Source organism: Amycolatopsis sp. (assembly GCF_036008905.1).
In the GTDB taxonomy this organism is placed as follows: Bacteria; Actinomycetota; Actinomycetes; order Mycobacteriales; family Pseudonocardiaceae; genus Amycolatopsis.
Genome location: NZ_DASYMU010000255.1, coordinates 63807 through 77194, shown reverse-complemented (window position 1 = coordinate 77194; position 13388 = coordinate 63807). Strand labels below are relative to the sequence as shown.

8 protein-coding genes are annotated in these 13388 nt (G+C 63.9%); 5 read left to right on the top strand and 3 right to left on the bottom strand.

Features of this window, described 5'->3' with window-relative positions; translation table 11 throughout:
• Positions 1–86: 86 nt before the first annotated feature.
• Complete coding sequence (locus VGP60_RS40685; protein ID WP_327553572.1) at positions 87–1649, bottom strand: glycosyltransferase family 87 protein; 1563 nt, start codon at positions 1647–1649, stop codon at positions 87–89.
• Between the two features lie 10 nt (positions 1650–1659).
• A complete protein-coding gene (locus tag VGP60_RS40680) occupies positions 1660–2757 on the bottom strand; it encodes an ROK family transcriptional regulator (protein WP_327553571.1) in 1098 nt (365 codons plus the stop codon).
• A 55-nt stretch (positions 2758–2812) separates the two neighbouring features.
• Here VGP60_RS40680 and VGP60_RS40675 point away from each other — a divergent pair, with 55 nt between their 5' ends.
• From VGP60_RS40675 to VGP60_RS40655, 5 genes are all read left to right on the top strand, one after another.
• Positions 2813–3871, top strand: coding sequence for a Gfo/Idh/MocA family oxidoreductase (locus VGP60_RS40675; RefSeq protein WP_327553570.1), 1059 nt, complete (start codon positions 2813–2815; stop codon positions 3869–3871).
• Between the two features lie 33 nt (positions 3872–3904).
• Positions 3905–5548 carry an amidohydrolase family protein gene (locus VGP60_RS40670; RefSeq protein ID WP_327553569.1) on the top strand — a complete coding sequence of 548 codons (1644 nt, stop codon included), beginning with the start codon at positions 3905–3907 and terminating at the stop codon, positions 5546–5548.
• Positions 5549–5820: 272 nt separating this feature from the next.
• Positions 5821–9687, top strand: coding sequence for an SGNH/GDSL hydrolase family protein (locus VGP60_RS40665; RefSeq protein ID WP_327553568.1), 3867 nt, complete (start codon positions 5821–5823; stop codon positions 9685–9687).
• Between the two features lie 8 nt (positions 9688–9695).
• Positions 9696–10187, top strand: a complete 492-nt coding sequence (locus tag VGP60_RS40660) for a hypothetical protein (protein ID WP_327553567.1) — start codon at positions 9696–9698, stop codon at positions 10185–10187.
• A 68-nt stretch (positions 10188–10255) separates the two neighbouring features.
• Entirely contained in the window at positions 10256–10717 is a 462-nt protein-coding gene (locus tag VGP60_RS40655; RefSeq protein ID WP_327553566.1) for a hypothetical protein, read from the top strand.
• Between the two features lie 96 nt (positions 10718–10813).
• Here the strand turns inward: VGP60_RS40655 and VGP60_RS40650 are convergent, their stop codons facing one another.
• Positions 10814–13378 carry a transglycosylase domain-containing protein gene (locus tag VGP60_RS40650; RefSeq protein ID WP_327553565.1) on the bottom strand — a complete coding sequence of 855 codons (2565 nt, stop codon included), beginning with the start codon at positions 13376–13378 and terminating at the stop codon, positions 10814–10816.
• Between the last annotated feature and the right edge of the window lie 10 nt (positions 13379–13388).

The following is a 13388-nucleotide window of genomic DNA, read 5'->3' as shown; positions in this document are numbered from 1 at the left end:
CGGCTGAGTGGGTGGCTCGTGAGTGGCAACAAGTGTTCTAACACTTGTTGCCACTCACGACCGCGGTAGCACGAAAAGCGGCAGGGTCACGGCACCGACGGCCGGGGCCCTGCCGTGTTTGACGACAAGACTGGCTCGCGCGGCGCGGCGGGCACCTTGTCCGGCGCGCCGTCGAGGAACCCGCCTGCCGGGTCGTCGTCGCCCGCGAGCCGGACCAGGTCCGTACCCGGCCGGTAGATCTCCCGGATCACGAGCATGCACAGCCCGACTACGGCCAGGTCACGCACCACGACAGTGCCGAGGAACCAGCCCTGCGGCAGCCCGCGGTGATCCGCCCCGAGGTAGTAGAACATCCGCGGCGCCCACACCAGCGCGTCGAGCACCATCCAGGCGAGCAGCACCCGCCAGCGCGGAATGGCCAGCACGGCCAGCGGCACCAGCCAGAGCGAGTACTGCGGGCTCCACACCTTGTTGGTCAGCAGGAACGCGGCGACGACGAGGAAACACAGCTGCGGCAGGCGTGGCCGCATCGGCGCCTTCAACCCGACGTACGCGATACCCGCACAGCAGGCGAGGAACAGCGTGCCACTGACGAAGTTCAGCCACATCGGTGTTTCGCCGCGAGCGAGTACGCCGTCGAACCCGGTCCAGCCGCTGAAGAAGGACACGACGTTGTAGAGCGAGTCGGGGTCCATCGGCCGGGTGGTGTTGAGGCGGTAGAACTCCTGCCAGCCGTCCGGCGTCAGCAGCGCGAACGGCAGGTTGATCACCAGGAAGGTGCCGACGGTGGTCGCCGCGGTGGTCCCCCACGCCCGCATCTTGCCCGCGCGCAGGCACAACACGAGCAGCGCGCCGAGCAACAGCAGCGGGTACAACTTCGTCGCGGCGCCCAAGCCCAGCAACAGCCCGGCGAGCGCCGGTTTCTTCCGCGACCACGCGAGCAGGCCGGTGGCGGCGAATGCGGCGGCGAGGGTGTCGAAGTTCGTGAACGCGTGCACCAGGACTATCGGCGAGATCGCCACCAGCGCCGCGTCCCATGGCCTTCGTCTGTGTGTCCGGGCCACCGCCCACACCGTGATCAACCACGCCAGCGCCAGCCAGACCGCGGTGATGTCGAAGTACACCGCCACCGGCAACGCCGAGGGCAGCCACCCGGATTCGGCGACCTTCAGCCAGGCGTGGGTGATCTTCGCGTTGACCCACTGGAACATCCCGGTCAGCACCGGGTACTCCATATAACGGGTTTGCGCCTCCGGCGTGCCCGCGTTGTCGGTCCACGACGTCCGGTACGGGAAGGTGTCCGGGTTGTTCAGCCGCTCGGCGCTGTAGAGCGGGACGATGTCGGTGTAACACATCGCGACGAACGGGCGGCCCGATCGCCAGTCGAGCTGGCTCACGCCCTGGTCGTCCTGGTACTGCTGGATGCACGACGCCTTGCCGAACCAGCTCGCGACCAGCGCCATCACGGCGAGCAGCAGCCCGACCCGCACCGGCGACCAGAACCAGTGCTTGCCGACGACGGCGTGTTCCCCGAGCGGACCGCCGATGGGTCTCGTGACCGCGGCCGCCAGTGGGTCGTTCCAGCTCGGGATGACCCGCTGCTCAGGGGTGAGCGTGAGGGCCGTTTCCTTGGCGGTCGGTTCGGGCACGAGGCGGACTTTACTGCGCTGGAGGTGAGCCACCTGTCATTTGGGGTTCCGCATAGAAAACGGAAAGCACTTCGGCCGCCGCGCCGATCGCGACCACGTCCTCACCGAGCTCGCTGACGTCGAGCCGGATCCGCTGCCAGTGCGGCGCCGGGAGCTGTTCGGCGAGCTGGGCCGCGACGGCTTCGGCGTAGATCGTCGGTGCCGCTCGCACGGCACGTCCGGCCAGGACGATCCGCTCGAGGTCGAGCACTTGCACCAGGTCCGCGAGTCCGATGCCGAGCAATCGGGCGGCCTCTTCCGGGCTTTTCGCCAGGTTGTGGAGGACCTCGACGCAGCCGCGCCGCCCGCACGGGCAGCGCGGGCCGTCGTAGGACAACGTCGTGTGCCCGAACTCACCGGCGTTGGTGCGCGGGCCGCGGTAGAGCCGCCCGCCGATGAGCAGGCCCACGCCGATTCCGGTGCCGACGAGCACCACCGCGGTCGCGGGCGTCGGGCCGTCGGTCTGCCACTGGTGCGCGAAGGCGGCGGCGTTCGTGTCCTTGTCGACCACGACGTCGAAGCCGGTGCGGGCGGTGAGCAGGTCGCGCAGCGGCACGTCGTGCCAGGCGGGTTGGTGCGTCGCGTCGCGGACCATTCCGGTGCGGTGGTCGAGCGGCCCGGTCGCGCCGACGCCGAGCCCGAGCACCCTGGTCTTGTCGATCCCGGCGCACAACCGGTCGACGCCGAGCCCGATCGCCGCGACACCTTCCGCGGGCGGGAAGCCGGGCGGTAGCGCCGCGGTGGTCACGGCCACGACCGCGCCGAGCAGGTCGGTCAGCACGACCTGGACCTCGTCGCGATCCAACTGGGCGCCCAGTGCGTAGCGAGCTTCGGGCCGGATGGCGAGCCGGATCCTGGGCTTGCCGACGCCCGCCGCGGGAAGCTGCTGCTCGTCCAGCAGGCCCGCGGCGATCAGCTCGGGCACTATCTTGGACACCGCCTGCTGGGTGAGCCCGCTGCGTCCGGCCAGCTCGACGCGGCTCAGCCCGCCGGCGCGGCGGATCGCGGTGAGCAGCATGGCCCGGTTGTGCTGGCGCAGGCCACGCAGGTTCACCCCGGATTCCGTCATGGTGCGGAGTCTTCCACGTCTGGCCAATTAAGCAACACTGTTGTTTAATGGGTGCATGGCTAATTCGGACTTGCGTGTCGGCATCCTCGGCTACGGCATCGGCGGCCGCGTCTTCCACGCGCCACTGGTCACCGCGACCCCGGGGCTCACCGTCGCCACCATCGTCACCGCCAACCCCGAACGCGCCGCGCAGGCCCACGCGGATTACCCGGAGGCCGACGTCGTCGCCGACGCGGACGCGCTGTTCGCGCAGCCCGGCGAGCTGGAACTGGTCGTCGTGAGCACGCCGAACCGCACCCACGTGCCGCTCGCGCTGCGGGCGATCGAGCTCGGCCTGCCGGTCCTCGTCGACAAGCCGTTCGCGCCCACCGCGGCCGAAGCGGAAACCGTCGTCCAGGCCGCGAAGGCCGCCGGCGTCGGGCTGACCGTGTTCCAGAACCGGCGCTTCGACTCCGACTTCCTCACCGTGCGGAAGCTCCTCGACGCCGGGCGCCTCGGTGAGGTCGTGCGCTTCGAGTCCCGCTACGACCGCTGGGTCCCGAAGCCGCGCGAAAACTGGCGCGAGCTCGGCGACCCGGCCGAAGCCGGCGGCGTGCTCTACGACCTCGGCGCGCACATCATCGACCAAGCACTGCAGCTGTTCGGCCCGGTCGACGAGGTGTACGCGGAGGTCGATCGCCGTCGCCCCGGTGTCGCCGTCGACGACGACGTCTTCGTCTCGCTGCACCACACCGGCGGTGTCCGTTCGCAGCTGTGGGCGTCGACGCTCGCGGCCACCCGCAACCCGCGCTTCCGGCTGATGGGTACCCAGGCGACCTTCACCAAGTACGGCCTGGACGTGCAGGAACCGCAGATCAAGGACGGTCTGCGGCCCGGCGACGAAGGCTGGGGCGTGGAGCCGGAAGCCGACGCGGGCACGCTGGGCGTGAACGACGACGTTGAAATCGTGCCGACCGAGACGGGCCACTACGAGCAGTACTACGCCGAGGTGCGGGACGCGCTGCTCGGCAAGGGCGAGTTCCCGGTCGACCCGGAAAGCTCGGTGGAGACGCTGCGCGTGATCGAGGCCGCGCATCTCTCCGGTGCCGAGCGTCGCGTGGTTCGCCTGGGATAACCCGGTATTCCGGTTAGCCCTACCGTCGGCCCGGTGGCCGGCGGTAGGGACTTCGGTGGTTCGGCGCGACAAAGTGAAGTCGTCGTCGATCAGCTGGGGGTTGGAATGTCGAAGGAACTTTCCCGTCGGGGCGCGCTCGTCGCCGGGCTCGCCGCGGGGGCCACTGTGGGACTCGCCGGGCACGCGTCCGCGGCTGTGTCCGCGGAAACCGTGACCCGCAAGGGAATCGCCTTTACTCATGCGACGGTCATCGACGCCACGGGGGCACGGGCACAGCCCGACATGACCGTGGTCGTCGAGGATGATCGGATCGTTTCCCTCGGCCGTTTTCAGGACGTCCGCGTCCCGCCCGGGGTGCGGAAAGTGGACCTGCGTGGCAAATACCTGATCCCGGGGCTGTGCGATATGCACGTCCACAGCGGTTCGGACCGGATCGAACCGGCGCTGTACGTCGCCAACGGCGTCACCACGGTCCGGGAAATGAGCGGCGACCCCAGATTCGCCGACTGGCTCCGCCGGATCGACGACGGGACCTTGACCGGGCCGAGGTGGTACGTCGGCAGCCGGGTCATCGACGGTTCGCCGTCACCATGGGATCCGGCGCTGGTCCCGGTCATCATCGTCAAGACCGAGGCCGAAGCGCGGGCGGCGGTGCGTCTGGTCAAAAGCGAAGGCGCCGACTTCGTGAAGGTCTACACCCGGCTCTCGCGCGAGGTCCTGCGCGCGGTCGCGGATGAGTCGCGGCGCCAAGGGCTGGCGTTCGTCGGCCACTGCCCGGACATGGTGCCGCTGACCGAGGCGGTGGATCTGGGCCAGCGCAGCTTCGAGCACCTGTTCGGGATTTTCTACGCGAACTCGCGCAAGGAAGCCGAACTCCTTGCCAAGCTGGAAAAACTCAAGCTCACCGACGGCGACTACAACAGCTGGTTCACCGCGATGCACCCGGTGGAACGGGAAGCCGCACTCACGCAAAGCCCGGTGAAGGCGCGAGCGCTGTACGCCAAACTCGCCGCGCGGCAAGCCCGGCAGGTCCCGACCCTCATCCTGAACCACGTCCTCGACAACGCGCGGGCGATTCCCCGCGACAATCCGTTGCGCAAGTACCTTCCCAAGGACACCGTCGAGTTCAACGATTTCATCCGGGACGAGTTCTACCTGAAGAACCGCACTCCGCAGCTCGACGCGGAATGGGCCGAGATGTTCCACCACCGGCTCGACCTCGTCGGCGAAATGCACCGCGCGGGCGTGCCGATCATGGCCGGGACGGACACCGGGACTCCCGAGGTCTACCCGGGATTCGCCCTCCACGAAGAACTGGGACATCTCGTCAGCGCCGGGCTCTCGCCGATGAATGCCTTACAGGCGGCCACTTCCGAGCCCGCGAGGTTCCTCGGCACCGAACGTGACACCGGCACGATCGCCCGCGGGAAGATCGCCGATCTGGTGGTGCTGAACGCGAATCCGCTCGACGACATCCGCAACACCACGAAGATCGACTCGGTGGTCCTGCGCGGCCGGTACATCCCGTCGGACGAACGGACACGAATGCTCGCCGACGTCGAAAAGGCCGCCGCGGAGACACCGCCCGGTGCGGCCGTGGCCGCCGGATGTGCTTGCCACTCCCCCGTTTCCCGTAGTGGCGGATATTCTAGTCGAATCGTCTCTGTATATTCATAAATCCTATTTACGTCGAGTTTATTGCCACTGACTGGGATTTCGACCTCTTGAAACGTAGGTATCGGACATATCGCTTCTATGGGCCATTTGGGATTCCGGGTAGGATAGACGATCACTCGACTGCCCTATTGCGGTCCGGATCTCGGATGAGATGTACTTCTCCTGCGGATTAATTCCTGGCAAAAAGACGAGTTTGCCAGAAATTAACCATCTTCTGAGGGGGAGCTTTGAACCGTTCAAGCTGTGCGCGTGGTCTGTCCAGACCTGCGTCCATGGTTGCGAGAGTCCTGACTGCGGTAACGGTGCTGGCCGGTGCGCTGGCCGCGGCGCCGGCGGCCCTGGCGGCGCCACCGGAGAAGCCTCCGGCACCGGGCGCTGCACCGACGGCTCGAGAAAACCGGGCATCCGTGCTGGAAGCGGATCGGGATCGCGTTCTTCCCAATGATTGGCGTAACTCCGCCGATCGGGCGGTCACCACTGATGGTGATTCGACCGGTCTCCATGTACTGACCGCCGACGCGAAAGACGGATATACGTGGCGAACGGCGGCGACGCTGGCTGAACCTGGAATCGAAACCGATCAATGGGTAGGACAGCAATGTGTCACCGGTTCCGGACGGTATGCCGCAGTTGTTTACGCCCCGCGGCAGGCAGTCAATCATGAGGAAGCGTTCCGGTCGGGCGGATTCTCTGCGATCGTCGACCTCGTCACCGGTGACGTGCGGAAGCTACCCCTGCTGGTCTCGCTCGCCTACTACAATCCCGGCTGCGGAGCCGATGACAACGTCGTCTTGACGCAAAACTTCTTCGCGGTGGACAAGTATGTGTCCCGTTTGACCACTGTTGACGCGGCCACTGGCTCAGTCGTCAGGAAAGTGGATGCCAAGGGGCAGGTGACATCGGCTGTTCCCTATCGGGACACCACAATTGTTGCCGCTAGAGGCGGGCTTTCGAGCGTTGATGAAAAAGGCACGCTACACCGGATTGCCGAAGCGGCGGATACGCCGTTCCGTCTGGGCGTTGACAAGGCTGGTGGTATCGGCTACGAGGTCCGGACAATTAGCCATACCGAGATCCACCGATACACCGTTGCCGGTGACACCACAGTCGCGATCGTGCCAGTTGACTCGGTGCAGCTTCACCAGGTCGGGGGGCAAGTTTTCGTTCAGGGCAGTGGCGTAGGAAAGGACTTCGCTGCCACGGTGCTTCCGGGATCTTGGCAAGCAGCAGACGTCGCCAGCGCTGCGCAGATGTCCACAACCGGGGCGCTCGCTATCACGGGATCGACCAATGTGAAGGGCAGCGCTGGCGACAAGCCAGTGGCGAGTACGCCTGGAAGCCCGTTAGCCGTAACGATCACAGCCAAAGTTATGGCCACGGGAGCACAACCGAGCTTCTCGGTCCAGCCTCAAGCACTCAAACTCGCGGCCGGTATCACGCCTTCGCCAGTGGCCTTTGGTAGTCAAGGTGTACCCAAGGGAGGAATGAAGGTCACGGAGGACCTGTCAACCGTCACTACCGACAACAACGCCAAGTGCCAAGTCCTACGAAATGATCCAAAGATCCAGTCGCTGCAGCCCACTCCGGAAATGAGTGAATGGGCGGCGGATCTTGCGGTCAAGGGACAGTTGAACATCCAGCGACCGGCGAACTGGAACGGTTCAACACTGCCTGCATACAGTCCACAAGGACTGTTTCCACCCCGAGCTTTGGTCGGCGGAGGACAGGTTCCCGCGCAGGTCTTGCTCGGGATCATGGCCCAGGAGTCGAACATGTGGCAGGCCGGTCCCACGACCACTGACGGTGAGAGCGGAAACTTCAACCAGGGCGGCTTCTACGGGCGCAATGTCGGTGTGGACAGCGTGAATTTCAGCACCGCTGACTGCGGCTACGGCGCAACACAGGTAACCACGGGTATGGAAGCTGGTTCCGTTGTCTATACGCCAACCCAGCGGACGGCACTCACTGTCGACTACGCCGCCAATATCGCTGCGGGCCTGCAGATCCTGGTCGACAAGTGGAATCAAATGAAGCAGCTCGGTGTCAGCGTTAACGACGGCGATCCGTCGAAGATCGAGAACTGGTGGTATGCCCTGTGGGCTTACAACAGTGGCTGGCACCTTCAAGGCGGAGATCCTTCCGGTGTCTACGGTTTGGGCTGGGGCAACAATGTTGCCAACGAGGACTTCCCGGCGGACCGGCTGGGCTTTCTTGATGCCGGTTTCGGTGACGCGAAGTTCCCCAACCACTGGGCATATCCGGAACGCGTTCTTGGCTGGGCTCACCATCCCCTACTACGGCTGAACTGGAAAACCGGTGAATACGGACAGGCCTACGTCGCGGCGAGGTGGACCAATAATTCGCCGGTCCGACCGCCTCTCGGAAGTTTCTGTACAAGCGCGGTTCAGTGCGATATGGATCAGATCCACAAGCCGAGTCAGTATCCGGAAGACCCAGGAAGCCATTGCCTGCGGGACGATCTGAAGTGCTGGTGGCATGTATCCACCACCTGGACAGTCTGCGCCAGTTCGTGTGGGGCCGAAAACATCACCTATCCGCCGGGAACTGCCGAACCTTCCTTCGACGGAAAAATACTCTATCCGCAAGACTGCTCCGGTCGGTCTCAGCTTCCTGTCGGTGCGCTCGTCATCGATGACGTGCCTACGAGTGTCACGACGCAACGAAGCTGCCAGAAGGACTGGGACAACCACGGCACTCTGAGCTTCAAGTTCGCTGCGGACGCCAAGGGCAACTTCCCGTCCAAAATTGACTTTCATCAGGTTGATGGCGGATTCGGTGGACATATGTGGAGTGCCCATACCTGGACGAACACTCCTGGCAACGCGAAGCACAAGGTGACTGGTACTTGGACTCTGGATCAGCAGATCAATGGCTGGGCTCGGGTCCTGGTATATGTCCCTGATCATCGGGCGGGCACGCCGCAGGCGTTTTACACGGTGAACGGTTCTGACTCCGAGGCACCGAGCCGGTCAGTGGTTGAGGGGAACTACCTTGACGACGATCGTCGTCCGGCTTCGGGGCGGTGGGTTTCGATCGGTGCCTTCAACTTTTCCGGTATCCCAAGCGTGTCGCTCGACAACATGACACATGCCGGGGTCGACAGCGCTTGGGTGGACGACCTTCGGGATGTGCCGTGGGACGCGGTCGCGTTCGAGAAGTTGCCCGGAAAGCCCACGAACCAGGTTGTTGCGCTCGGCGACTCGTACGCTTCAGGTGAGGGAGCCAGCAGCGACCCAGTGAGGGGCGCGTGGGCGTACCTACGGTCGAGCGATCACGACGGCCGTGACGGCAGCGGAGATGACAACCGATTCCGTGATGCCTGCCACCGGTCGCCGTGGGCTTGGTCAAGGCAAGCAAGACTTCCTGACAGTACGGAGAGTATTGGTTACCGTTCGGACAATTTCGATCAATCTCTCGACTACCACATGTCGGCGTGTAGTGGGGCGGTAGCGCAGAACCTGCGTAGTGGCGGCTCCGGGCAATATCAGGAGGGCCCGCAGCCTGATCAGGGTTACCTTGATCAGAACACCACATTGGTGACCCTGTCGGTTGGTGGAAATGACGCGAAGTTCACTCCTATCATCCAGGAATGCGTGGTGAAACTTACCGGCCTTTGTCAGAATTCAACCTTGCCGGGTGATCCGGAACCACTGGTCGACTGGGAGCCTAAGCGCATCAACAACGAGGTGCGTCCGGCCATTGAAAGTGCGCTGAACGAAATACATTCGAAGGCGAGAAATGCGAAGATACTCGTGATGGGCTATCCGAAATTATTGGACGCAGGAGGAAGTTGTATCCTTGGGCTCGGAACGTCGGAGTACCCGTGGCTCGTTGAGATGGGAAATGTGTTGGACGAAGCCATCAGAACTGCGGCGCATAATGCACATGCTGCAGGTATTGAAGCTACGTTTGCTGATCCGCGTACAGCTTTCGAAGGCAAAGGCGCCTGTAGTCAGAACGCTCAGATTCATGGTGTGGTTCTGGCATTGACCAGAGGTGATGACAAAACTGAACTTTGGCCTGGTCATGGCGTCACCTCGGCTCAGACGTTGCATCCCACGGTCGAAGGTGCGACCACTTACGCAGGTGTGGCCACAGCAGCTTTTCGTGAAATGTAGATTGAGACATGAGTATGCGCAGGAGTTCGCTCGAAGTATTCTGTATTGTCGGCCTGGTGGTATTGGGATGCTTCGGATGTTCCGGTTTGATCGGTTCTTCGGCGGATGATGCGCGGGCCTCGTCCGCGAAAGCTGCCCGAGAAGCGGCGGAGAGATCGTTGAAGCGCATACGGGAGGAACTTCTGATCTCACCGGTTGCTCCTGGCGTGGTGCAGAAGGTCTTGGATGATATTAAGGTCGGGGAAGTAACCGAGGTTGGCATAATTGGCAGCAGTATGGATCCTGCTGGAATTTTCTTGGCCGACATGTCTTTTGTTGCCATTACTGCGGCCGGCGGTGGAGGTGACTACGTGCAGAAAGCCGTGCGTCTCTGTGTGCGTTATTCGGGAACGGTGGGACCAATGGGGCGAGTGGAAATTATAGATCTTACTTGTCCGGCGGGCTTGCCTTCGTCTGTCAAGAATTTGCCTGTCGAAAGCACGACGACTCTCGGTGGTTGATAGTTGCCGCATATCGCAAAGTGGCTGGAGCTTGTCCGTTTTTCGGATTACTTGAGGGGTTGACAACAGTGTCTTTGAAGAAAAAGTTCGGTATTTTTGTCGTAGGCATGATGTTGGCTGGAGTTACGGCCGTCGCGGTTCCGGGTTCCGCGTCAGCGTCGGCTGCGGACTGCGCGGGCGGGGCGAACGGATTTGTTGATATCCCGGACACTCTTGGTGGGACCGACGTTGAAGATGTACGCATCGGCAATCACTGGTTGTACTTGAACTTCGGGACGGTGAGCGGCGCCACTCGGGGATGGGCTCTGCTGTTCGAGGGGTCTTTTGAACCCCTTCAGACGAATGCGAGCGTGTGGCTTGACTGGTCTCAGGATGGCGGCAAAACCTGGATTCAGTGTGGACCGTTTTCGAATTCCAAGGGCAAAGCTTCGATCACTTCGGCTGCGAAAAAGACCAGCTCCAGCCCTTACTGGATCTTCCGTGCCGGTGCATTGGTCAATGGTGAAATGCAACTCTCGCATTGGCACTGAATATCACTGAAAGGCAGCGCTGGTCAGATTAAATGAAGGGGCCTTCGGTGTGACTCAGTCGCACCAAGGGCCCCTTCATTTCTGTCGTGCCGGCTGCTAGCCGGCCGGGTCATTCGGTAGCAGCGCACCTCCGCTGCCGCCGCCGTTGCTCCCCAACGCCGGTCCGCCGCCGTTACCGAGTCCGGGCGGGTTCGGCCCCGGCCGCGACCGCGTCGGCGAAGTCGGGGTCGACTCCTGCGTGTTCGTGTCCGTCGGGGTGGTGGGCGTGGTGGGCGTGGTCGTCGGGGTGGTGGTCGTCGTCGGGGTGGTCGGGGTGGTGGTCGGCGTCGGCGGGGCCGCGTCCTTGTCCTTGCCGATCGCCTTCACCGCGGGGAACTTCTCCGAAGGCGTGCCGGTCAGGTAGAGCGACATGAAGTCTTCCCAGATCGGGCCCGCGAGGGTGGAACCGAAGATCGGCTTGCCGTCCTTGCCCTTCAACGCCTTAATGCCGTCACCTCCGACCCAGGCTGCTGCGGATACCGACGGTGTATAGCCCACCATCCAGGTTTGTGCGTTGAAGTTGGCCAGTGCGGGCTTATCTCCGTCACGCAGTTCGTACTGCTGGGTTCCCGTCTTGCCGGCGCATTCATGGCCGGTCGGGCATTTGAGGTTGGAGTGCTTGATGACCGGGATCAATGCTTCGGTGACGTTGCCCGCGATCTGCTTGCTCAACGTGGCGTCGTCCTTGGCGAACGCGGGGGTGTTCTCGTCCTGGAACTCGAACGCGGTCTCGTCGCTCGAGTTCGTGAGCTTCTTGACGAAGTGCGTCTTGTGCCGGATGCCGTCATTGGCGAAGGTGCCGTAGGCCGCGGCCATGTCCTCCGGAGTGGCGACCGTGCTACCACCACCGAGGGAGATGTTGTTGTCCTCACCCAACTTCGACCGGCCGCCCTGGGCAGATTCCCTGACGCCCGCATCCCTGGCCGCCTGCGCGACCCGGGCGGGCTTCGTCACGTTGAGGACCATGTCGTAGAACACGGTGTTGGCCGAGACCTCCATGGCGGCCGCGACGGTGCATTCCTTGCCACAGTTGAGGCTGTCGCCGGCGTTCCGGACCGGTTTCGCGACGCCGGGGAACGTCCGCGGCGACGTACCGTCGAAGGTTTCGCCGAGGCCCTTGCCCATTTTCAGGAACGCCGTGAGGTCGAACGCCTTGATCGACGAACCCGGGTTACGTGCTTCGTTGGCCCGGTCTCGGCCCGCGAGCTGCTGGCCGTTGGGACCCGTGGTGAGCGTCGGCCCGCCGTAGTACGCCAGCACGCCACCGGTTTTCGGGTCCGTAGCGACGAGCGCGTTGAGGATCTGCGGGTCCGTCTGCCCCTTCATGTTGTCGGCGACGGCTTTTTCGGCGGCCGTCTGGGCTTTGGGGTCGATCGTCGTGACGACCTTGTAGCCACCGGCATACAGCTTCTCGTCGGTGAAGCCCTGGTTGGCGAGTTCGTCCGCCACCCGGTTCTTGATGAAGGTGTTGACCTCGCCTTCCTTCTGGTTGGCTTCCGTCCGTTCGACCGGGGTCGGGAACACCGCGCTGTCACGCTCGGCCTGGGTGATGAAGTTGTTCTTCACCATCCGGTCGATCGCGACGGTCCACCGTGCCTGCTGGACCTCCGGCTTGCCGGCGCGGCCGGGCTGCTGGATGAGCCCGGCGAGCAGGGCGGCCTCGGAGGCGTTGAGGTCCATGACGTTCTTGTTGTAGAACGTCTGCGCCGCGGCGCCGACACCGTAGGCGCCGTTACCGAAGTAGATCGTGTTCAGGTACGCCGTGATGATGTCGTTCTTGCTGTAGGTCTGGTTCATCTTGAACGACTGGACGAGCTCGGTCGCCTTACGGGTGAGCGTCGCGTCCTTGTTCCCGGTGGCCTGCTTGATGTACTGCTGGGAGATGGTCGAACCACCACCCGCGACACCGGTCGCCTGGTTGTAGACCGCGCGGAGGATACCGGTGATGTCGAAACCGGAGTTGGTCTCGAAGGTGGCGTCCTCGGTCGCGTAGACGGCCTTGCGCATGATGTCCGGGATCTGCTCGTACTTGAGGATGACCCGGTTGCCCTGCGGCGGGGTGTCCTTCCCCATCACGGTGGTGCCGTCGCTGAAGTAGTACGTGACGGCCTGGTTCTGCTGGGCCGCGACGCTGTCCGGCGAAGGCACGCCGACCGAGAAGTACATGATGACGAACACGATCGCCGGTACCACGACGAACAGGCCGAACATCGCGTAGAGCACCCGGCGGATGATCTTCCAGCGCCGCTTCTTGCGCTGCTTGGGCGTCAGCGGCGGCTTCTTGAGCTTGCCGTTCTCGTCGTACTCGGGCTCGTCGTCGTAACCGTCGTCGTCCTGGCCCTGCTCGTTGAAGCGGGCCTGGTCGCCGGTGTACGGGCCGTCGTCGTAGTCGAAGTCGTCCGGGCTGCTGCCGTTGTGCTCATGATGGGTCAGCAGTGACGGCTCACGGTCGTTCGGCCCGATGACGGGCTGGACCATGCCGGTGGGCTGATCCACCTTCGGGCGCCGAGGCGGCTGGGGCGGCGGCTGCTGCTGCTGCTGCTGACGGTAGCCACCGGGGGGTGACGGCGGGCCGGGCGGGCGCGCGCCGGGAGGGGGCGGGGGCTGACGCCGGGGCGGCATGGCACCGGGC

Excerpts from the sequence above, each read along its gene's own strand:
- VGP60_RS40650 (WP_327553565.1), bottom strand. The coding sequence starts at position 13,378 with ATGCCGCCCCGGCGTCAGCCCCCGCCCCCTCCCGGCGCGCGCCCGCCC.
- VGP60_RS40665 (WP_327553568.1), top strand. The coding sequence starts at position 5,821 with ATGGTTGCGAGAGTCCTGACTGCGGTAACGGTGCTGGCCGGTGCGCTG.
- VGP60_RS40660 (WP_327553567.1), top strand. The coding sequence starts at position 9,696 with ATGAGTATGCGCAGGAGTTCGCTCGAAGTATTCTGTATTGTCGGCCTG.
- VGP60_RS40680 (WP_327553571.1), bottom strand. The coding sequence starts at position 2,757 with ATGACGGAATCCGGGGTGAACCTGCGTGGCCTGCGCCAGCACAACCGG.
- VGP60_RS40675 (WP_327553570.1), top strand. The coding sequence starts at position 2,813 with ATGGCTAATTCGGACTTGCGTGTCGGCATCCTCGGCTACGGCATCGGC.